At 69.4% G+C, this 20,172-nt stretch carries 18 protein-coding genes; 8 read left to right on the top strand and 10 right to left on the bottom strand.

Annotation, left to right across the window (positions count from 1 at the left end; all coding sequences use genetic code 11):
* Nucleotides 1–4: 4 nt before the first annotated feature.
* Nucleotides 5–406, top strand: coding sequence for a DUF3040 domain-containing protein (locus tag AC1DS4_RS13245; protein ID WP_477613177.1), 402 nt, complete (start codon nucleotides 5–7; stop codon nucleotides 404–406).
* Between the two features lie 61 nt (nucleotides 407–467).
* On the opposite strand, the gene AC1DS4_RS13250 is transcribed toward AC1DS4_RS13245, so the two are convergent.
* Both AC1DS4_RS13250 and AC1DS4_RS13255 read right to left on the bottom strand, forming a co-directional pair.
* Complete coding sequence (locus AC1DS4_RS13250; protein ID WP_477632277.1) at nucleotides 468–953, bottom strand: DUF456 domain-containing protein; 486 nt, start codon at nucleotides 951–953, stop codon at nucleotides 468–470.
* 24 nt (nucleotides 954–977) lie between these two features.
* Nucleotides 978–1,199, bottom strand: coding sequence for a DUF7455 domain-containing protein (locus tag AC1DS4_RS13255; protein ID WP_477613175.1), 222 nt, complete (start codon nucleotides 1,197–1,199; stop codon nucleotides 978–980).
* A gap of 326 nt (nucleotides 1,200–1,525) precedes the next feature.
* Here AC1DS4_RS13255 and AC1DS4_RS13260 point away from each other — a divergent pair, with 326 nt between their 5' ends.
* Complete coding sequence (locus AC1DS4_RS13260; RefSeq protein WP_477613174.1) at nucleotides 1,526–3,700, top strand: DNA gyrase/topoisomerase IV subunit B; 2,175 nt, start codon at nucleotides 1,526–1,528, stop codon at nucleotides 3,698–3,700.
* 55 nt (nucleotides 3,701–3,755) lie between these two features.
* On the opposite strand, the gene AC1DS4_RS13265 is transcribed toward AC1DS4_RS13260, so the two are convergent.
* The 8 genes from AC1DS4_RS13265 to AC1DS4_RS13300 all read right to left on the bottom strand — a co-directional run bounded on the left by AC1DS4_RS13265 (nucleotide 3,756) and on the right by AC1DS4_RS13300 (nucleotide 12,719).
* Nucleotides 3,756–4,829 (bottom strand): LacI family DNA-binding transcriptional regulator, encoded by a 1,074-nt coding sequence (locus AC1DS4_RS13265; protein ID WP_477632276.1) that lies wholly within the window; start codon nucleotides 4,827–4,829, stop codon nucleotides 3,756–3,758.
* 20 nt (nucleotides 4,830–4,849) lie between these two features.
* Nucleotides 4,850–5,074 carry a hypothetical protein gene (locus AC1DS4_RS13270; protein WP_477613172.1) on the bottom strand — a complete coding sequence of 75 codons (225 nt, stop codon included), beginning with the start codon at nucleotides 5,072–5,074 and terminating at the stop codon, nucleotides 4,850–4,852.
* Between the two features lie 25 nt (nucleotides 5,075–5,099).
* Nucleotides 5,100–6,002, bottom strand: coding sequence for a carbohydrate ABC transporter permease (locus AC1DS4_RS13275; RefSeq protein ID WP_477613171.1), 903 nt, complete (start codon nucleotides 6,000–6,002; stop codon nucleotides 5,100–5,102).
* 1 nt (nucleotide 6,003) lies between these two features.
* On the bottom strand, nucleotides 6,004–7,056 hold the full coding sequence (locus AC1DS4_RS13280; RefSeq protein WP_477613170.1) for a carbohydrate ABC transporter permease: 1,053 nt from the start codon (nucleotides 7,054–7,056) through the stop codon (nucleotides 6,004–6,006).
* An 8-nt stretch (nucleotides 7,057–7,064) separates the two neighbouring features.
* The gene (locus AC1DS4_RS13285; RefSeq protein WP_477646056.1) at nucleotides 7,065–8,390 is read right to left on the bottom strand and encodes an ABC transporter substrate-binding protein; all 1,326 of its coding nucleotides are present in this window, start codon (nucleotides 8,388–8,390) and stop codon (nucleotides 7,065–7,067) included.
* 190 nt (nucleotides 8,391–8,580) lie between these two features.
* The gene (locus tag AC1DS4_RS13290; RefSeq protein ID WP_477623649.1) at nucleotides 8,581–9,570 is read right to left on the bottom strand and encodes a sucrase ferredoxin; all 990 of its coding nucleotides are present in this window, start codon (nucleotides 9,568–9,570) and stop codon (nucleotides 8,581–8,583) included.
* Nucleotides 9,567–12,014: a DNA gyrase/topoisomerase IV subunit A gene (locus AC1DS4_RS13295; RefSeq protein WP_477613432.1), complete on the bottom strand. Its 2,448-nt coding sequence runs from the start codon at nucleotides 12,012–12,014 to the stop codon at nucleotides 9,567–9,569. The genes AC1DS4_RS13290 and AC1DS4_RS13295 overlap by 4 nt, the downstream gene beginning before the upstream one ends.
* A 66-nt stretch (nucleotides 12,015–12,080) precedes the next feature.
* Nucleotides 12,081–12,719: a nitroreductase family protein gene (locus tag AC1DS4_RS13300; protein ID WP_477613167.1), complete on the bottom strand. Its 639-nt coding sequence runs from the start codon at nucleotides 12,717–12,719 to the stop codon at nucleotides 12,081–12,083.
* A 127-nt stretch (nucleotides 12,720–12,846) separates the two neighbouring features.
* Between AC1DS4_RS13300 and AC1DS4_RS13305 the strand changes: the two genes are divergently transcribed.
* Genes AC1DS4_RS13305 through AC1DS4_RS13330 form a run of 6 tightly spaced genes read left to right on the top strand, consistent with a single transcriptional unit; the run spans nucleotide 12,847 to nucleotide 20,160 of the window.
* On the top strand, nucleotides 12,847–13,386 hold the full coding sequence (locus AC1DS4_RS13305; RefSeq protein WP_477613166.1) for an RNA polymerase sigma factor: 540 nt from the start codon (nucleotides 12,847–12,849) through the stop codon (nucleotides 13,384–13,386).
* Nucleotides 13,383–14,831: a beta propeller repeat protein gene (locus AC1DS4_RS13310; RefSeq protein ID WP_477632274.1), complete on the top strand. Its 1,449-nt coding sequence runs from the start codon at nucleotides 13,383–13,385 to the stop codon at nucleotides 14,829–14,831. The genes AC1DS4_RS13305 and AC1DS4_RS13310 overlap by 4 nt, the downstream gene beginning before the upstream one ends.
* A 55-nt stretch (nucleotides 14,832–14,886) precedes the next feature.
* Nucleotides 14,887–17,553 (top strand): bifunctional acetate--CoA ligase family protein/GNAT family N-acetyltransferase, encoded by a 2,667-nt coding sequence (locus AC1DS4_RS13315; RefSeq protein WP_477613164.1) that lies wholly within the window; start codon nucleotides 14,887–14,889, stop codon nucleotides 17,551–17,553.
* Between the two features lie 60 nt (nucleotides 17,554–17,613).
* Nucleotides 17,614–18,279 carry a DUF5998 family protein gene (locus AC1DS4_RS13320; protein WP_477613163.1) on the top strand — a complete coding sequence of 222 codons (666 nt, stop codon included), beginning with the start codon at nucleotides 17,614–17,616 and terminating at the stop codon, nucleotides 18,277–18,279.
* A gap of 46 nt (nucleotides 18,280–18,325) precedes the next feature.
* Nucleotides 18,326–19,474: an alkaline phosphatase family protein gene (locus AC1DS4_RS13325; RefSeq protein ID WP_477613162.1), complete on the top strand. Its 1,149-nt coding sequence runs from the start codon at nucleotides 18,326–18,328 to the stop codon at nucleotides 19,472–19,474.
* Between the two features lie 11 nt (nucleotides 19,475–19,485).
* Complete coding sequence (locus AC1DS4_RS13330; RefSeq protein WP_477613161.1) at nucleotides 19,486–20,160, top strand: thymidine kinase; 675 nt, start codon at nucleotides 19,486–19,488, stop codon at nucleotides 20,158–20,160.
* The last annotated feature ends 12 nt before the right edge of the window (nucleotides 20,161–20,172 follow it).

The raw sequence follows: 20,172 nt of genomic DNA on the forward strand, positions 1-20,172 counted from the left end.
CACCGTGCCGCTCTCCGAGCACGAACAGCAGCTGCTTGAGCAGATGGAGCAGGCGCTGTATGCCGAGGACCCCAAGTTCGCCTCGCAGATGCAGGGCGCTGGGGCGCGAGCGTCGGCGCGTCGTCGGATGGCCGTTGGTGTGGTGGGTGTCGTCGCAGGGCTGGCCCTCGTGCTGGTCGGGGTGAACACCACCATGTGGATCGGCGCGATCGGATTCGCCCTGATGGTCGGGGCAGTCGCCTTCGCCGTCACACCGCCGCGGCGCAAGGCCGCCCTGGGCACCGTCCAGCCCGATGGCAGCGTGCGCCGGGCCACCCCCACCAAGTCGAAGGCACCGAGGTCCGGCGGCTCGTTCATGCACCGCATCGAGGAACGCTGGGACCGTCGCCGCGACGACGGCTACTGACCCCACAACCACTGACCCCCACGACCACTGAGACCAGACGGCTACTGGGCCAGGCCGGCGCTCAGCCCCTGCTGAAGAGCACCCCGACGACCCAGGTCGTGGCGATGGCGAGCGCAGCGAGCAGCTCGATCCCCATCGACAGGAACACCGCCTTCAGCGCGGACCTCGTCGAGGCCCAGGCGGCGGTCCTGTCCTGCGAGTGTCCGAGCTCCACGAGGTAGATCCCGAGCACGAACCCGATGGGCGCACCGACCACGGGGATGACGAAGAAACCGACGGCGGCCAGTAGCACCGCGATGACCAGGGTGGACCGGCGGACGCCGGCTTCGCGCAGCCGCCGCCCGGGCACGGCATACTGCAGCGCCACTCCCGCGAGGTAGAGCAGGGCACAGACCGCGAACACCGACCAGCCGAGCGTGCTCTGGGCGTCCAGGGCCCACACGAACACCGCGGCCAGGCACAGCAGCAGCCCGGGGATGACGGGAATGACGATCCCCACCATCCCGATCAGGATCAGGACGGCGGGGACCCAGAGGGTGGCCTCCACGGTGGGAGGTCCGGTGTGGCTTTCCTACCGCTCCTCGAGGGGAGCGACGGGAGGGGTCTCGTGGAGCCGCTCGGTCTCGTCCTGGATGTCGGCGTGCTCGCGCAGCTTGGGCAGGTGCTCGCGTCCGTGGTGAGCGCAGAACAGCAGCTCGCCACCAGCGTGAAGGCGAGCGCGCACGTAGGCCTGGGCGCCGCAGCGGTCGCAGCGGTCGGCCGCGTTCAATGAGGGTGCCAGTGCAGTGGTCACGTCAGCCTTCCTTTCGTTGCGCCCGGAGGCGCGTTGTCTCCTAGAGACGTCCTACCCCGGACTTTGGTTGCTCCACCGTGGGGATTACTTCCCTGGGTGGCCCATCCGGTGCCGTGGTCAACAGTCAAGCACGCCTGGTTCTTCCCTGCGGGTATTGGGTCTCCATGTGTGTCATCTCATGTCGCAATGGGTGATTCGTAGGTCGGGCGTCCGGTGGATGGGAATTGGGGCTTCGCGGGGCATGGAGGGCGGTATGCCGCGTGCCTGCGCTGGGGGCGTGGGTCACCGAGATAGCGTGGGGCCCACCTCCGTGAGCACGGGGGGCCATGACCCACCACAGGAGCACCAGACCGTTGGCCACCGCCACCACTGCCAAGAAGGCTGCGACCACCAAGTCGACGTCGGACTACAGCGCGCACCACCTTCAGGTCCTCGAGGGCCTCGAAGCGGTCCGCAAGCGACCTGGCATGTACATCGGCTCGACTGACGGCCGCGGACTCATGCACTGCCTCTGGGAGATCATCGACAACGCGGTGGACGAGGCGCTGGCGGGTGTCTGTGACCGGATCGAGGTGATCCTCTACCGCGATGGCTCGGTGGAGGTGCGCGACAACGGCCGCGGCATCCCCGTCGACATCGAGCCACGGACCGGCCTCACCGGTGTCGAGGTGGTCTTCACGAAGCTGCACGCAGGCGGCAAGTTCGGCGGTGGCTCCTACACCGCCTCCGGTGGCCTGCACGGCGTCGGCGCGTCGGTGGTCAACGCGGTCTCTGCGCGGCTCGACGTCGAGGTCGACCGCGGCGGCAACACCTACGCCATGAGCTTTCGGCGTGGTGAGCCCGGCTACTTCCCGGACGTCGCGACCGACGACAAGGCGCCTGACCACGAGTTCACCCCCTACGAGCGGACCAGCGAGCTGGCTGTCGTCGGCAGGACCAAGCGGGGTGTGACCGGCAGCCGGATCCGTTACTGGGCAGACGAGCAGATCTTCCTCAAGGACGCCGAGTTCGACTACGACGGGCTGATCGCGCGAGCGCGCCAGACGTCCTTCCTCATCCCCGGGCTGACGCTGGTCATCCGGGACGAGCGTCGACGCCCCGGCACAGCCGGGGAGTCGGCGACCCACGTCGAGACGCTCGTGCACGACGGCGGCATCTCCGAGTTCGTGGAGTTCCTGGCTCCGGACGCGGCGGTCACCGACGTGTGGCGGCTCCAGGGCAGCGGCACGTTCACCGAGACGGTGCCGGTCCTCGACTCCAAGGGCCACATGTCGCCCACGGAGGTCGAGCGTGAGTGCGGGGTGGACATCGCGGTGCGCTGGGGCACCGGCTACGACGCCAAGGTCAGCTCCTTCGTCAACATCATCTCCACACCCAAGGGCGGCACCCACCTGGCCGGCTTCGAGCAGTCCCTGCTCAAGGTCTTCCGCAAGCAGCTCGAGGTCAACAGTCGCCGGCTCAAGGTCGGCAGCGACAAGCCGGAGAAGGACGACGTGCTGGCCGGCCTGACGGCGGTCGTGACGGTGCGTCTGGCCGAGCCGCAGTTCGAGGGCCAGACCAAGGAGGTGCTCGGCACCAACGCGGTGCGCGCCATCGTTGCCAAGGTCGTCGAGCAGGAGCTCACCGCCCGGATCACCTCGACCAAGCGGGGTGAGAAGGCCCAGGCGGCGCTGCTGCTCGAGAAGGTCGTCTCGGAGATGAAGTCGCGGATCAGTGCGCGGCTGCACAAGGAGACCCAACGTCGCAAGAACGCCCTGGAGACCAGCAGCTTGCCCGCCAAGCTCGCCGACTGTCGCTCGACCGACGTCGAGAGGTCCGAGCTGTTCATCGTCGAGGGCGACAGCGCCCTGGGCACCGCCAAGCTGGCCCGCTCGAGTGACTACCAGGCGCTGCTGCCGATCCGCGGCAAGATCCTCAACGTCCAGAAGGCCTCGGTCTCGGACATGCTCAAGAACGCCGAGTGCGCCGCCATCATCCAGGTGATCGGTGCGGGTTCTGGCCGCTCGTTCGACCTCGACGTGGCCCGCTACGGCAAGGTCATCATCATGACCGACGCCGACGTCGACGGCGCCCACATCCGCACCCTCCTGCTCACCCTGTTCTTCCGCTACATGCGTCCCCTCGTGGAGGCGGGGAGGGTGTATGCCGCCGTACCCCCGTTGCACCGCATCGAGGTGGTCAACATGGGGTCCAAGAAGAACGAGCTGATCTACACCTACTCCGAGAAGGAGATGCGCACGACGGTGGCGTCCCTGGGCAAGCGGGGCAAGAACATCAAGCAGCCCCTGCAGCGTTACAAGGGACTCGGCGAGATGGATGCCGACCAGCTGGCCGAGACCACGATGGACCCGCGGCACCGCACCCTGCGCAAGGTGACCCTGCGTGACGCCGAGGCGGCCGAGCGGGTCTTCGAGCTGCTCATGGGCAACGACGTGGCGCCCCGCAAGGACTTCATCGTCGACTCTGCCGCGGGGCTGGACCGGGAGCGGATCGACGCCTGAGCCCGGCGGGCGACGCCACGCGGGTCGCCGAGTCGAGGTCAGGCCACTGCCGCACTCAGCCAGGCTGGGGGAGCGCAGCGGACTTGCGTGACAGCCGCTGTGAAGGGTGCCGTGACGGCTGGTGTGACGGTGCCGCGGTCGAGCCACGGACGACGAGCTCGACCTCGAGCACGTCGTCGATGATCGTGTCGCCTGCCCGCCCGTGCAGCGCGTCGAGCATCAGGCGTCCCGCTCGCCGCCCCTGGGACTCGACGTCCTGGCGCACTGTGGTGAGGTCGAAGATCTCGGCGTGGATGTGGTCGTCGATGCCGATGACGGACACGTCACCAGGCACGTCCAGACCATGGCGTCGGGCAGCGCTCAGGACCCCGAAAGCCATCTCGTCGGACGCGGCGATCACGCAGGTCGGCACGTGCGGGAGTGAGAACAGCTGGTCGGCGTGCGCCGCGGCCCCCGCGGCGGTCCAGTCGCATTCCAGGGTCCACTCCGGCGGACACACGAGGCCGTGGTCGGACATCACCTTGGCGAAGGCTTCTCGCCGGTCGAAGGGCGTCTGCAGATGGGTGATCGAGGAGGGGACGGTGCCGGCATAGCCGATCTCGCGGTGTCCGAGCTCGATCGCGTAGCGTGTCGCGAGGGCCATCGCGGCACGGTCGTCGATCCGCACCGAAGGCCATCCGGGCTGCCGGTTGCCCACCGTCACCACCGGCATACCCAGGCGGTCCAGCAGGGACCGTTCAGAGGGCACGGGTGGGACGTTGAGGATGATGGCGCCGTCGGCGCGTTTCCAGAGCATGTTCTGGGTGATGGGCAGCCGCGTGTTGAAGGTGTGCCCCTCGAGGTCGCAGAGCAGGACGTGGAAGCCGTCCTCACGCAGCGCCTTCTCGATGCCGCTGACCACGGTCGCGAAGAACCACCGGTTGAAATAGGGGGTGATGACGCCGACTCCGCGCGTCCGGCCGGAGACCAGGCTGGTCGCGGCGGGCGAGGCGACGTAGTGGAGCTCGGTGGCCGCCGCCAGGACCCGGTCTCGGGTGCGGGGGCTCACCCTGTCGACGCCGCGGAGGGCGCGGGACACAGTGGCCACCGACACGCCCGCCGCCTTGGCCACGTCGCCGATGGTGGTCATCTCGCACCTCCAGTCGAGGTCTAGACGCCGGTGTTGCGCCTCAGCCGCCAGACGAACCAGAGGGCCGCCAGGAGGACCGCGAGGAGCGCGGCGGATGCTGCCGCCGGCTCCCCGCGCACCTCGAGCAGGACAGTCTGGATCACAGCCATGAACGCGAAGAACCCGAGGATCCCGAGGAGCATGTCCAGCCGTTGGGCTCTCGCCCGCGCGCCGCCGGTGCCGCTCCCGGGGTTGAAGATTCCCATGGGTGGTGAGGGGTAGGCCTCGTGCCTAGCCCTTCACACCTCCCGCCGTCAGGCCGGACACGATGGCCCGCTGGAAGATCAGGACCATGATGATGAGCGGGACGGTGACGATGGTTCCCGCCGCCATGACCGCCGTGTAGGGCTCCTGGTGTGGTTGTGCACCAGTGAAGTTCGCGATGGCAACCGTGACCGTCTGGGTCGACTTGGTCGAGAACTGGGCTGCCAGCAGGAACTCGTTCCAGCTGGAGATGAAGGCCAGGATCGCCGTGGTGAACAGGCCCGGCGCCGCGAGGGGAAGCATGATCTTGCGGAAGGCCTGGCCGGGCGTGCAGCCGTCGATGCGGGCGGATTCCTCGAGCTCCCAAGGCATCTCGGCCAGGAATGCCGTCAAGGTGTAGATGGTGAGCGGCAAGGCGAACGAGATGTTCGGGATGATCAGCGCCTGGTAGTTGGCACCGGTCAGCCAGCCGAAGTTGGAGAACATCTGGAACAACGGCGACACCAGCGCCACGCCGGGGAACATCGACGCTCCGAGGATCACCCCGAGCACGGCGTACTTGAACGGGAAGTCGAGCCGGGCGAGTGCGTACGACGCGAACACCCCGACGAGCAGCGCCACTGCCGTCGTCAGGACCCCGATGATGACTGAGTGCACGAGCGCGGCGCCGAAGTGGTTGCCACGGTCCGTGGAGAACGCGGTCGCGAAGTTGTCCAGCGTCACGTGGGTCGGCCACGGCGTGGTGTCGAAGGTGTAGCCGACATCGCGGAACGCGGTGACGACCATCCAGTAGAAGGGGGCGAGGCCCCAGACGACGAGGGCGGCAAGACCGATGTACATCCGGATCTTGGCGGCGCGATCGCTCTTGAAGTGGATCTCCTGCGCCTCGGTACGTCCCGAGGTGGGGGGCGCGGCGGTCGTGGTGGTCATCTCAGGCTCCCGGGGTTGGTGCGTTGGCGGCGACCGGGTTGCCGACCGCGGCAGCCGGTTCCTTCTTCTTCTTTGGTGGCCGTTGCACGACGTCTGCGCCACCGAACTTGATGAAGAGGAAGGCGGTGAACGCGATGAGCAGGAAGACGATGGTCGAGAGGGCCGAGGCGCTGTGGAAGCCACCACGGATCTGTTTGATGACCAGCATCGACAGAGAGGTCGTGCCACCGCCGCCGTTGGTCAGGATCGCGGGCAGGTCGTAGATGCGCAGCACGTCAAGGGTGCGGAACAGGACGGCCACCATGAGCGGCACCTTGACCAGCGGCAGCGTGATCCGCGTGAACGTCTGCCACTTGGTGGCGCCGTCGATCTGGGCGGCCTCGTAGACGTCGCCGGGGACCAGCTGCAGGCCCGCGAGGATGAGCAGCGCCATGAAGGGCGTCGTCTTCCAGACATCGGCGATGACGATCGCGAACTTGGCGGCCCAGGGGTCGCTGACCCACAGCTGGGGCGCGATCCCTACCGTCTTGATCAACCTGTTGGCGATGCCGTCGTAGGCGAAGATGAAGAGCCACAGCTTGGCGGTGACTGCGGTCGGGATGGCCCACGGGACGAGGATGGCGGCGCGGACCAGACCGCGGCCCTTGAAGTCGCGGTTCATGATCATGGCGAACCACATGCCGAGGAGGATCTCGATGACGACACTGACGACGGTGAAGAACAGCGTCACCCACAGCGCGTCGTAGAACTGGGCGCCGAGGGTGCCGGGCGGGCAGTCGACCTCGCCACATTTCTGGAGCAGCCAGTGCGTGTAGTTGGACAGGCCCGCGCTGCCGCCCTCGACGAACAGTCCGGTGGCGGGGTCAAGCCCGGCGTCCTTCTGGAAGGACAGCTGGATGGCCTTCAACAGTGGGTAGATGATGATGACGGCCAGGAAGACCATGGTGGGGGCAACAAGCATCAGCCCCAAGCGTCCCTGTCCTGCGTTCAGCCCCTTCGACTTCTTCGGCTTCGTGCCGGTCGATCGGGGTGCTGTTGATGTGGCTGCGCTCATGCCTGCTCCTAGCCCGGGAGGTGCGTCTCAGGTGGGTCGAGATGGTTGGTCGAGTCGAGCGTCGACCAGGGGATGCGATAGGCAGGGGTCCTGCAGGTGTGGGGGGGACCCCTGGGGGTCACCCCCCCCCCCTGGGATGTTAAGAAGTTGTCCTGGATGGCCTGGGTGACCTGCGGGTAGAACGGCGTCACCGGACGGGACACCGCGTTGGAGATGGACTCCTTCAGCACCGGCAGGTACGGGTACTTCTTGACCAGTGCCTCGTCGGTGTAGATCGACTCGATGACCGGAGCCAGCGAACCCTTCTCCATGTTGGTCTTCTGCTCCTCAGGGCTGGTGAGGAACTTCAGGAAGTCCAGGGCCGTGGCCTTGTTCTTCGAGTAGGCGCTGATGGCAGCCATGTGGCCACCCAGCGTCGAGGTGCCGGGGCCGGTGACTCCCGGGAGGGGTGCGACCGCGAACTTTCCCTTGACCTTGGACGAGGCGTCCGTGCTGGCCAGGTTGTAGACGTAGGGCCAGTTGCGCAGGAACAGCAGCTTGCCGTCCTGGAACGCTGCTCGGCTCTGCTCCTCCTGGTAGGTGATCGCCTGCTTGGGGATGTCGCCGCTCTTGTAGTGGTCGGCGAGCTCCTTCAGACCCTTGGCCGCCTCGGGGGAGTCGACGGTCGGCTTGCCCGCGTCGTCGACGACCTTGGCGCCGTAGGCGTTCATCCACTCGGTGGCGTTACAGGTGCCACCCTCGTACTTGGCGAACTGGCCGGCGAAGCAGTCCATGCCGTTCTGCTTGGCGATGGAGCACATGCCCCACATCTCGTCGATGGTCTTCGGCGGGGTCTTCACCAGGTCGGACCGGTAGTACAGCATCGCGCCGTCCGAGGACGTCGGAGCGGCGAACAGCGTCTTGTTGTAGGTCGCCGCCTTGATGGTGGGCTCGAGGAAGCCGGTGGTCGGCAGGGCCAACGAGTCCTTGAGCGGGGTCAGCCAGCCCTTGGCCGCGAACTCGGCCGTCCAGACGACGTCGACGGAGACGACGTCGTAGCTGGGGTCCTTGGCCTGGAAGTGCTGGACCAGGTCGTCGTGCTGCTGGTCGGCCTGGTCGGACTGCTCTTTGACCGTGACCTTCTCGGTGGGGTGCTTGGCATTCCAGCGCTCCGCCTGAGGGGCGACCAGGTTGCTGTTGTCCTTGCCCTGGACATAGGTGATCGGGCCTCGCGTGGCAGCGCCGGCCGAGGAACCACCCGTGGTGCCGCCGCCGTCATCGCCGCCGCAGGCCGAGGCGACGAGCGCCACGGCTACAGCTCCGGTCATCACCGTGAGGGTGCGCCGCTTGAGCATTCGAAGGGCCATACGCCCGCCTCCCATATTTCTCGCGTAGCGCCGAGGCGGACTGCCTCTGCGCTGAGGTGAACCGGTCTCATGTAAACGTTTACGCTCCGTCGCCGCAATCCGAAGATGCACGGGTCGCGGTAACGATTGGGTAACTCGCAGGAGACCTTGGTGTGACGCGTCGGACTTGTCCCGATCCTCAGCCGAGCAACCGGCCCACCCAGTCCACGACGTGGACAGGGCCCTTTCCGCACGATTCGGGCAGATCGTCGTGGGGGCGGCGTTCGAGGGCGACCTGCCACGTGCGCCCGTCCCGGTGCCGCACGGCATACACGTCGGCACCCGGGTGCGCGCCGCCCGGCCGGGCGTCCACTCCGAGGTCCGCGGGGGCGGCGCGGGACACCGTGAGAGCGGTGAGGTCGGTGATGCCGGACTCGAGCCTGACGTGCGACTCAGCGGCCTGCTCCGCAGCGGTCAACGCACTGCGTCCCCGGTCGTGCCGGGGCCCCAGGACTCCCTCCGGCAGGTGGTCGGAGGCGGCCAGCTCGAGCAGCTGGCCGCTCAGGTCGCCGTCGAGTCGGGCCAGCGTCGCTCCGTGGGGGAGCAGGACGCCCGTGGGGGCGAATCGGTGGCCACCGGTGTGCGACGCCTCCCACACACGCCCCGGGTGGCCGTCTGCCGCCTCGAGGGCGACGGGGCGCCCTCGGACGGCGCAGCAGACGTCGCGACGTCCGTTGGTGCAGATCAGCAGGATCGGCTCGGCGGGCTCGGCCCCGGGCGCGGTGGCAAGGACGGCGTCACGGTCACCTCTCGCGAGGGCGTCGAGGTCCAGCTCGAGCAGCGCGACGGGGTCGGTGACCGTCACGCGCAACAGCCAGGGCATGCTGCCCGACCAAGCGAGGTATGCCGTGTGCGCGCCGCCGTGCGGGTCGTCGGCGTGCCGTCCGGGGCGCCGGATGAGGGACAGTCGACCACCCCGGTCGGCGCAGGCCTTGGACAGCGAACTGCCCACTCCTGCAGGCAGATGTGACTGTGTTGCGGCATCCCGACCCCAGGGTCCGGGCTGTTCCAGTGCGACGAAGAAGGTCGCCCGGGCTGCCGTGCCGTAGGCGCTGATGTCTGCCTGGTCGAAGCCGACCGAGCAGGCGTCCGGCGCGGGGGTGGCATGGGTGGGGTGGCTGGAGGTCACGACAGTGGCGGCCCGGCGATGCGGGCGATGGCTGTCGTCGCAGGGACGCCGGAGCCGTCTCGTCGACCCGTCGCGTCCGGCAGGTCCAGCGCCACGCCGTTGGCTGCTGCGGCCCGTGCGGGCAGGGCGCCCGCCCAGGCCAGGACGAGCGTGTCCTCACCCTTGAGGAAGCGGTGGCAGCGCACGCCACCGGTGGCGCGGCCCTTGGCCGGGTACTCGGTGTAGGGGGTCACCTTGATGGAACCGGGTTCGGTGCCGGGCAGCGCCCCGGACGAACCCGACGACGTGACCACGATGGCGTCGGTGCCCTCGGGGACGGCGCCGAAGAACGCGACGCGCTGACCGGCGGCGAGCTTGATGCCGGCCATGCCTCCAGCCGGACGCCCCTGGGGTCGCACGACGGCGGCACCGAACCTCAACAGCTGGGCGTCCGAGGTGATGAACACGAGATCCTCTGTCCCGGAGGACAGCTCGACTGCGCCGACGACCTCGTCACCGTCCTTGAGCGAGATCAACTCGAAGTCAGCCCGCGCCGGATAGTCCGTCGTCACCCGCTTGACGACGCCCTGAGCCGTGCCGAGGGCGATCCCGGCGGAGTCGGGCGACACCGAGACGAGGGCGAGGGGCTCCTCGCCTGCCGGGAGGTCGACGTAGGCAGCGAGTGGCGCGCCCCCTGACAGGCTGGGGGCGCCGTTGGTCGGCGGCAGGGTGGGCAGCTCCAGGGCCGAGAGTCGCACGAGCCGGCCACGGGAGGTGACCAGCCCGACCTCGCCGCGGGCCGTCGTGCGGACCGCACCGACGAGCGCGTCGTGCTTGCTGCGCGAGGCGTCGACGGGCAGGGGGTCGGCAGAGCCGGTGCGCGCCAACAGGCCGGTGGACGACAGCAGCACCCAACAGGGGTCGTCAGCGACCTCGAGGGGCGTGCTGGTGGCGGCCGGCACACCCGCCGACTCCAGCAGCACCGTGCGGCGCGGGGTCCCGTGCGTCTTCGCGACGTCCGCGAGCTCGTTCGACACCGTCTTGAGCAGGAGCTTCTCGTCGCCGAGGATCAGCTCGAGCTCCTCGATGAGCCGCTCGAGCTCGGTCTTCTCCTTGTCGAGCTCGAGGCGGCTGAACTTGGTGAGCCGGCGTAGCTGGAGCTCGAGGATGTAGTTGGCCTGGGCCTCCGACAGGTCGAAGACGTCCATCAGCCGGGCGCGCGCGGCCGCCGCGTCGTCCGACGTGCGGATCACCTGGATGACCTCGTCGATGTCGAGGATCGCGATGAGCAGCCCCTCGACGAGGTGCAGCCGGTCCTTGTACTTGTTCAGTCGGTACTCGGTCCGGCGGCGCACGACGTCGGTGCGGAAGTCGACGTAGACCCGCAGCAAGTCCTTGAGCCCCAACGTCTTTGGCTGCCCGTTGACCAGAGCGACGTTGTTGATGGAGAAGGAGTCCTCCATCGGAGTGAGCTTGTAGAGCTGCTCGAGGACCGCGTCGGGGTTGAAGCCGTTCTTGACCTCGATGACCAGCCGCAGGCCGTGCTTGCGGTCGGTGAGGTCCTTGACGTCCGAGATGCCCTGGAGCTTCTTGGACTGGACTGCGTCCTTGATCTTCTCGATGACCTTCTCGGGGCCGACGAGGTAGGGCAGCTCGGTGACGACGATGCCCATCCGGCGCGGCGAGGTCTTCTCGACCCGGGTCGTCGCGCGGGTGCGGAAGCTGCCGCGCCCGCCGAGGTAAGCGTCACGGATGCCGTCGAGCCCGATGATGCGGCCACCCTGCGGCAGGTCCGGACCGGGGACGAACCGCATCAGGTCGTCGAGGGAGCAGGTGGGGTTCGCGATGAGGTGGCGAGCCGCACCGATGACCTCGACGAGGTTGTGCGGCGCCATGTTGGTCGCCATGCCGACGGCGATTCCGCTGGCCCCGTTGACGAGCAGGTTGGGGAACGCGGCGGGGAGCACCTCGGGCTGGAGCAGCTGGTCGTCGTAGTTGGGGATGAACTCGACGGTCTCCTCGTCGAGGCCGGTGGACATCAGCATCGCGGCCGGCGCGAGCCGTGCCTCCGTGTAGCGCGACGCGGCCGGGCCGTCGTCGAGTGAGCCGAAGTTTCCGTGCCCGTCGACCAGCGGGAGGCGCATCGTGAACGGCTGGGCCATCCGGACGAGGGCGTCGTAGATCGCCGTGTCGCCGTGGGGGTGGTACTTGCCCATCACGTCGCCGACGACGCGAGAGGACTTCACGTGGCCGCGCTCGGGGCGCAGCCCCATCTCGGACATGGAGTAGAGGATGCGGCGCTGCACCGGCTTGAGGCCGTCGCGTGCATCGGGCAGGGCGCGGGAGTAGATGACCGAGTAGGCGTACTCGAGGAACGCCCCCTGCATCTCCTCCTCGACGTCGATGTCGACGATCCGCTCGACAAAGCTCTCGTCGGCGGGCGCTGGCGGGGTCTTGCGGGCCATGCGTGTGTGCATCTCCTTGCGATCGTCCCCGCACGGCGCGGGGAACCCCCCAATCTTGTCCCACGCCTAGACGGGGCCTGCCCCCGACTCGCCGCCGAAGTGCCCCCAGTGCACGACCTCGGCCACCTCGCGGCGCGGCCGGGTCCGGCTGGAGCCCTCGGTGCGGCGCAGCTCGTGGCCGAGGGCCACGACGCCCACCAGCCGCCGGTTCTCCGGTATGCCGTGGGCCCGCCGGACCGCTTCGTGCCGCGCCGGAGGGATGCCGAAGAACAGGGCCCCGAGGCCCTGGTCGACGGCGGCGAGCAACATGAGCATGGCCGCCATGCCCGTGTCGACATCCCAGTAGGGCACCGGCCACCTGGTCGGGTCCCGGTCGGTCCAGCCCTTGTCGGGCTCGGCATACCGGTCGAGGTAGGTGTCGGGGTCGGAGAGGCACAGCACGAGGATCGGAGCGGACGACACCCCTGCCAACCAGCCGTCCGGGGGCGCGCCGGGCGGCAGGTCCGGGTCACGGGTGGCGTCCCAGAACCGGCGCCGGTCCTGGTCCTCGGCGAGGACGACGAAGTCCCAGCCCTGGCTGAAACCGGCGCTGGGAGCCCGCTGCGCGGCATACAGGACCGCCTCCAGGGCGGTGGGCGTGACCGGTCGGTCCGGGTCGAACCGCCGGACCATGCGGCGCCGCCGGATCACCTCTGCGAACTCCATGGGCCCATCCTGTCGTGGGGATCCGCCGTGGCGGTCGGGGGACCCGCACAGGCGGCTGCAAGACTGGCCGACGAACCCACCGCCCGAGCACTGCCAACCCGGGGCCGTCCTGCGGCGTCCACGAGGCATGACGACCATGGCCGCGGTGGCACTCACGGGAGGGGTGGCAGTGCCGGCGCGAGACCGCGTGGACGTGGAAGCGTCCGTTCGTGAGATCTACGACGTGCACTACGCACGCCTCGCCGGGTGGACCGCCAAGCTGGTCGGCGACACCGACCTGGCCCACGACCTGGCGACCGAGGCCTTCCTCAAGCTGTTCCGTGAGTTCGACCGGGTGGACGACCCGAGGCCCTGGCTCTACACCGTCACTGCCAACCTGGTGCGCGACCACTGGCGCAAGCGGGGGCGCGAGGCCGTCGCCTACCAACGTCACGAGGCTGGTCGCGACGACTTCACGACCGACGCCGACCACGCCACCAGGCTGACCGTCCGGGATGCCGTCGAGGCACTGCCGGACCGGCTGCGGGTGGCCGTGATGCTGCACTACTTCGCCGACCTGCCCGTGGCCACCGTGGCCCGGCAGCTCGACAAGTCCGAGGGAACGATCAAGCGAGACCTGTTCGACGCGCGCCAGCGGATGGCGAAGATGCTGGGAGAGATTCGATGAGCCCCGACCTGTCCGACCTGCCCGGCGCCGGGGAGCAGCGCGACCCCGTCGCGGACTTCTTCGCACGGGAGCGCGCCGACATCCGGGAGCTGCCTGCGGGGACCGACCGCTGGGAGGCGATCGTCGTCGAGGCCTCCCGGCCCCGCCGTCGCCACCTGATGCCCTACCTCGCGGGTGCCGCCGCAGTCGTCCTGGTCGGTGGTGTCGTCTGGGGCACGGGACGAGGACCGGGCACCGACCAGGCAGCCGACACCGCCAGCAGCACCTCGCCCGTGTCGACCGTCACGGTCTCCGAGACCGTGCGGCCGTCGGTCGTGGTGCCGCCGCCGTCGCAGGGGTCGTCCGGCGCCCCCAGCACGCCGGTCGGCCCGACCTCCCAGCCTGCCCCGAAGTCGTTCGGCATCGTGTCGATGTCCAATGCCGGCGGCAAGCACCTCTACGCCCTGGGATCGGCGACCTGTCCCAAGGGTGAGTGCACCGCCGTCATCGCTTCCGACGACGACGGGGCCACGTGGACGACCCGGGCCTCCTTCGAGACGCTCACGACACCCGGTGCGCGGACCACCCCCGATCGCGCCAACCAGCTGGTCGGGATCCGGTTCGCCAACGACAGGGTGGGCTACGTCTACGGCAGCAAGACCCTGCGCACCGCTGACGGTGGCCGCAGCTGGACCGACGTCGACGTCCGCGGCCGCACTGTCCTCTCGCTGGAGACGGACGGCACGCAGGTCTGGATGGTCACCGCCCGATCCTGTCAGCACGGCGCCGTCACCGACCCGCGTGGCTGCGTGGGCCTCCAGCCGCGCACCGGGTCCATCGGGACGACCGGCACGGTGCCGGTGCAGTTCTCCGGGATGCCGGTGGCCGGGGAGAACGCATGGATCACGATGGACGGGTCCGACGCCTACTACAACGTCACCACGACCACCCCGACGGTGACCGGTCGGGCGATGCGTCTCACCGGGAACCTCGGAGTGCTGCCGTTGCCGAAGGGGTGTGCCGACGCCCAAGGACTGTGGGTCTTCGCAACGGCCAACACCCCGGGCACGCTCCTCGGCGTCTGCCCTTCGGCCATGAAGCCGGCGGAGGAGTATGCCCTCGCTGTCTCCGGCGACCACGGTGCCACCTGGAGCACCCGCCCGGCCCCCGGTCTGGGGCGACCGTCCATGGCCGGCATCTGGCTGACCGCGACCGATGCCACGCACCTCGTGGCGGTTCGCCAGGGACTGCCCTCCAGCGCCGGAGTGGCGGACGAGTCCACCTCCCTGCTCACCAGCGGAGACGGCGGCGTGACCTGGACTCCTGTCAGGCTCGGCACAGTGGGGTCACCCACGTGGGCCGGAGCGGCAGGTGGTGGCCTGGTCTACGCCATCACGGGCGGGCTGGAGTACTGGAAGAGCGGCAACTCGGGCGCGACCTTCGAGACCGTCTCCCTGCGCAGGTAACCGCGAGTTCGGTCCGCCCCGTCATGGCCCATCCACGGCATGACATGCTTTCGCCATGAGTGAGGCCTCGGCGCTTCCAGCCGGCTATCCGGCAGAGTGGGAGGCCGACGTCGTCCTGCGGGACGGGTCCGTGGCCCACCTGCGGCCGATCACCCCGAGCGACGTCGACGCCGTCCACCGGTTCCACGCCGGCCAGTCCGACGAGTCGATCTACATGCGCTTCTTCGCGCCGCTGCGCCAGCTCAGTGACCGCGACGTCACCCGGTTCACCAACGTCGACTACCACGACCGCGTGGCCCTGGTGGCCACCGTCCGTGGCGAGATCATCGGCATCGGCCGCTACGACCGGATCACCCCGACAAGCGCCGAGGTGGCCTTCAACATCTCCGATCTCTACCAGGGCAAGGGGATCGGCTCGGTGCTGCTCGAGCACCTCGCAGTCATCGCCTGGGAGGCAGGGGTTGAGGAGTTCACCGCCGAGGTGCTGCCGCAGAACCGCAAGATGATCTCGGTGTTCTCGGATGCCGGCTACGAGGTCAGCCGCCACTTCGCGGACGGTGTCGTCTCCCTGACCTTCAAGATCCAGCCCACCGAACGCTCCGAGGCCGTCCGGCTCTCGCGCGAGCACCGGGCCGAGTCGGTGAGCATGCGCTCGGCGCTGTTCCCCGACTCCATCGCCGTGGTCGGGGCCAGCCGCCGGTCCGACTCGATCGGTCACCACATCCTCACCAACCTGATGTCGGCCGGCTTCAACGGCGTCGTCCACGCCGTCAACCGCGAGGCGATGGAGGTCCTCGGGCTCCCCGCCCACGCGCGGGTGTCCGACATCCCGGACGAGGTCGACCTCGCGATCGTCGCCGTTCCTGCCGGGGAGGTGCTCGACGTCGTCGCCGACTGCGCCGAGGCGGGGGTCAAGACCCTGCTGGTCGTCAGTGCCGGGTTCGCCGAGTCCGGCCCGCAGGGGGAGGAGCTGCAGTCCCAGCTCCTGGCCGCTGCCCGGGAGTCGGGCATGCGGGTGCTGGGACCCAACTCGTTCGGCGTGATCAACAACGACCCGGCGGTCCGGCTCAACGCCTCGCTGGCTCCCGAGCTGCCGCCATCCGGTCGGTTGGGACTGTTCGCCCAGAGCGGTGCCCTCGGGATCGCGGTCCTCGCCTCCGCCGCCCGCCGAGGGCTCGGCATCTCGGTGTTCGCCTCCGCCGGCAACCGGGTCGACGTCTCGGGCAACGACTTCATGCAGTACTGGATCGACGACCAGAGCACGGACGTGGTGGGCCTGTACCTCGAGTCGATGGGCAACCCGCGCAAGTTCTCCCGCATCGCCCGGCGGCTGGCCTCGACCAAGCCGGTCATCGTGGTGAAGTCCGGCGTCTCGTCCTACGGCGTCCCGCCCGGGCATCGGGCCGGCTCGACGAGGGTCCGCCCCGAGGCCTTCGACGCGATGCTGCGCCAAGCGGGGGTGATCCGGGTGGAGAACGTCCACCAGATGTTCGACGTGGCCCAGCTCGTCGCCCACCAACCGCTGCCGCGAGGCAACCGGGTGGCCATCGTCGGCAACTCCGATGCCCTCGGGGCGCTGACCGCAGAGGCCTGCATCAGCTGGGGGCTCGACGTCGCCCACGGCCCGGTGTCGTTGCCGAGCGAGGCCCGTGGCGAGCAGTTCGCGGAGGCTCTCGCCGATGCGTTCGCCGACCCGGAGGTCGACAGCGTCCTCACCTGCTTCATCCCACCGCTGGTGACTCCCGACGAGGACGTTGCCACGGCGGTTCGCGACGCATCAATGAAGAACGAAAAGCCCTGTCTGGCAACGTTTCTCGGCATGCGCGGTGTTCTCGAGAGACTGTCCGGCAACGCCATTGACGGGCGGCCCACAGTCGTACCCGCCTACGCGATGCCCGAGGACGCCGTCCGCGCCCTCGCCGCCGCGACGAGGTATGCCGAGTGGCGGGCACGCGACCGCGGCGTAGCGGTCAGTCCGGCGGGTATCGACCGCGAGGCCGCAGAGCTCCTCGTCGAACGCATCCTCGAAGAGTCACCCGAAGGCCGACGGCTCACCCTCCAGGAGGTCACCGAGCTCCTGGCCGCCTACGGGATCGAGGTGTGGGGCAGCGTGCCCGCTCGCACGGTCGACGATGCCGTCGCCGCGGCGGGGTTGATCGGCTATCCGGTCGTCATCAAGTCGGTCGCACCGCTCATGCGCCACTCGCCGGGACTGAGCGGTATCCGGGTCGACCTTCGCACCGAGGCGCAGCTGCGCGAGGCCTTCGACGGGCTCAACGAGCGGCTGGCCCCGATGTCGGCCAACTCCTTCGTCGTGCAACGGATGGCCACGCCTGGCGTGTCGTGCGTGGTTCGGACCGACGAGGACCCGTTGTTCGGTCCGGTCGTCTCGTTCAGCATCGCCGGTCCGCCGACCGAGCTGCTAGGGGACATCGGTCATCGCATCCCGCCGCTGACCGACGTGGACGTGTCCGACCTGATCTCGTCGGTCAAGGCCTCACCGATGCTGCACGGCCACCGCGGTGCCGCCCCCGTGCACCGCGCCGCCCTGGCCGACCTCATCGCTCGCGTGTCGGTGCTCGCTGACAACCTGCCCGAGGTGTCCAGCCTCGTCCTGAACCCCGTCAATGCGCAGGTCGGGGGCGTCGACGTGCTCGACGCCGAGGTCACCGTGGCACCGACCCCGCGCCGCAAGGACCCGGGGCGTCGCACCCTCACCTAGACAGGCTGACTCGCGACCTGGCCGGAGCGCGGTGCGCCTCCCTAGGGCAAGATGGCACCCATGGGCTCCACCTCACCCCAGAATGCCGGCTCACAGAGCGCCGCCTCACCGGGTGCCGCTGCACAGGGCGCCGCCTCCAACGGCGCTTCCGTACCGCCGGCACCGCTACCCGTCGACCTCACGCGGGCGATCGAGCGGGCCGGCTACTACCCGGCCCTGGTGGCGGACGTCGTCCACGCTGCCCTGGGTGGCGAGGAGGTGGTGTCCCACCTGGTCCACCAGGAGACGACGTTCGACCACGACGTGGTTCGTCGCCACATCACCGTGCTCGCCCTCACCACCTCGAGGCTGGTGATCGCGCACGCAGACGACCACACCGACGAACGCCCGGGCCACGAGGACGTCGCCACGGCCACGACCGAGAGTGTCCCGTTGTCGGCCGTGCGCGGGGTGATGATCACCCACGTGGTGGCCCGCCCCCAGGAGTACCAGCCCGGATCCCTGGGCCGTGAGATCACGCTCACGCTGGGTTGGGGCGCCGTGAGCCGCATCGACCTGATGCCGGCCACCTGCGCCGACCCGGACTGCGAGGCCGACCACGGCTATGAGGGCAGCGTCGCCTCCGACGACATCTCGCTGCGGATCAGCGCCGACGCCGAGGGCGAGCCGGCCCTGCAGCAGGCCCTCAGCTTCGCCCGGGAGCTGTCGGCGAGCATCGGCAGCTGACGTGCCCCTCCCTCCCGAGGTCCGGCCCAAGGCGATGCCCTAGCCGATGCCACACGCGGGACTGCTCCCACCCCACTACGACGAGTCCGGGCTGGCCGGTGTGCTGCCCGCCGTTGCCGCGAGCCTCGGTGTCCGCAGGTATGCCGACCAGGCCCACCTCGCGCTGCCGGAGGCGCGTCGCGCAATCGTCGTCCTCGTCGACGGCCTCGGCTACGAGCTGATCAGGCGACGCGGCGGACACGCTCCCTTCCTGCGCTCGCTGCTGCCCGCGGCATACCGCATCACGGCCGGCTTCCCGGCCACGACGGCGACGTCGATGGGGACGTTCGGCACCGGCCTGCCCCCGGGGTCGCACGGGCTGCTCGGGTACGAAGTCCTGGTGCCCGGTGAGGACCGGCTGGTCAACGAGCTCTCCTGGGAGGACGGTCCCGACCCGCTCACGTGGCAGCCACAGGAGACCGTGTTCGAGGTCGCCGAGGCGGCCGGGGTGTCGGTCACCCGGGTCGGGCCGGGCTTCTTCGACGGTTCGGGCCTGACGCGAGCGGCGTTGCGCGGCGGGAGGTTTCGAGCGGCTGACACGCTCGCGGACCGTGTGGACGCCTCGCTCGAAGCCGTGCGCTCCAGCGCCCGTGGGCTGGTGTACCTCTACTGGGGCGAGCTCGACAAGGTCGGCCACGTGTTCGGCTGCCAGTCCTGGGAATGGGGTGACGAGCTGGAGGCCATCGACGCCGAGCTCGGTCGGCTGGTGCGATCGGTGCCCAGCGACACGGCCGTGTACATCACCGCGGACCACGGCATGGTGGACGCCCCCCACGCCCTCCGGATCGACCTGGCGCACGACGAAGAGCTGGCCGCCGGCATCCGGCACGTGGGTGGCGAGCCACGCGCCCTCCAGCTCTACTGCGAGGACGGGGCGGCCGCTGACGTCGCCCAGACCTGGGCGGCCCGGGTGGGGGAGCGCGCCTGGATCCGGACGCGCGAGGAGGCAACCCGAGAGGGCTGGTTCGGGCCGGTCAGCGACGTGAACCGGCCACGCATCGGCGACCTGGTCGTGGCGATGCGGGACAACTTCGCCATCGTCGACTCGCGTCGCGCCAGGCCACAGCTCCTGGCGCTGCTCGGGCTGCACGGCTCGCTGACGCCCGAGGAGTCCGCCGTGCCGTTGTTCCATGTCGCAGCGCGCGACAACGCCTAAGGTGTCCTCTCGTGGCTGAGCTCGTCTTCTTCTCCGGGACCATGGACTGCGGCAAGTCGACCCTTGCCCTCCAGATGGACCACAACCACCAGGCCCGCGGCAGGTCCGGCCTGATCTACACCAAGCTCGACCGCGCCGGGACGGACGTGCTGTCCTCGCGGCTCGGGCTGTCCACGGCCGCCCACGAGGTCAGTGACGACCTCGACTTCTGGGATGCGGTGGTCGAGCAGGCCACGAGCGGGCTGCGCGTCGACTACCTCATCTGCGACGAGGTGCAGTTCTACACCCCTGCGCAGGTCGAGCAGCTCGCGAAGCTCGTCGACGAGATGGGCATCGACGTGTTCGCCTTCGGCATCACGGCCGACTTCCGCACCCAGCTGTTCCCGGGGTCGCGCAGGATGATCGAGCTCGCCGACCAGGTCCAGGTGCTCCAGGTGCAGGCCCTGTGCTGGTGCGGCCGTCGTGCCACCCACAACGCCCGCGTGGTGGACGGCGTGATGGTGGTCGAGGGCGAGCAGGTCGTCGTCGGCGACACCAAGCCCGGCAGCGAGACCCTCGTCGAGTACGAGGTGCTCTGCCGCCGCCACTTCATGCGCCGGATGAACTCGGCCGCCGCCCGTGCGGCTGCGGCCTCACCCGACGTCCTGCCGTTCGACCTCGACGTCTGCCCGGTCCCGCAGGGCTGAGTGCCGCTCCCG

The sequence above is a fragment of the Pedococcus sp. P3_C7 genome (genome assembly GCF_056402615.1).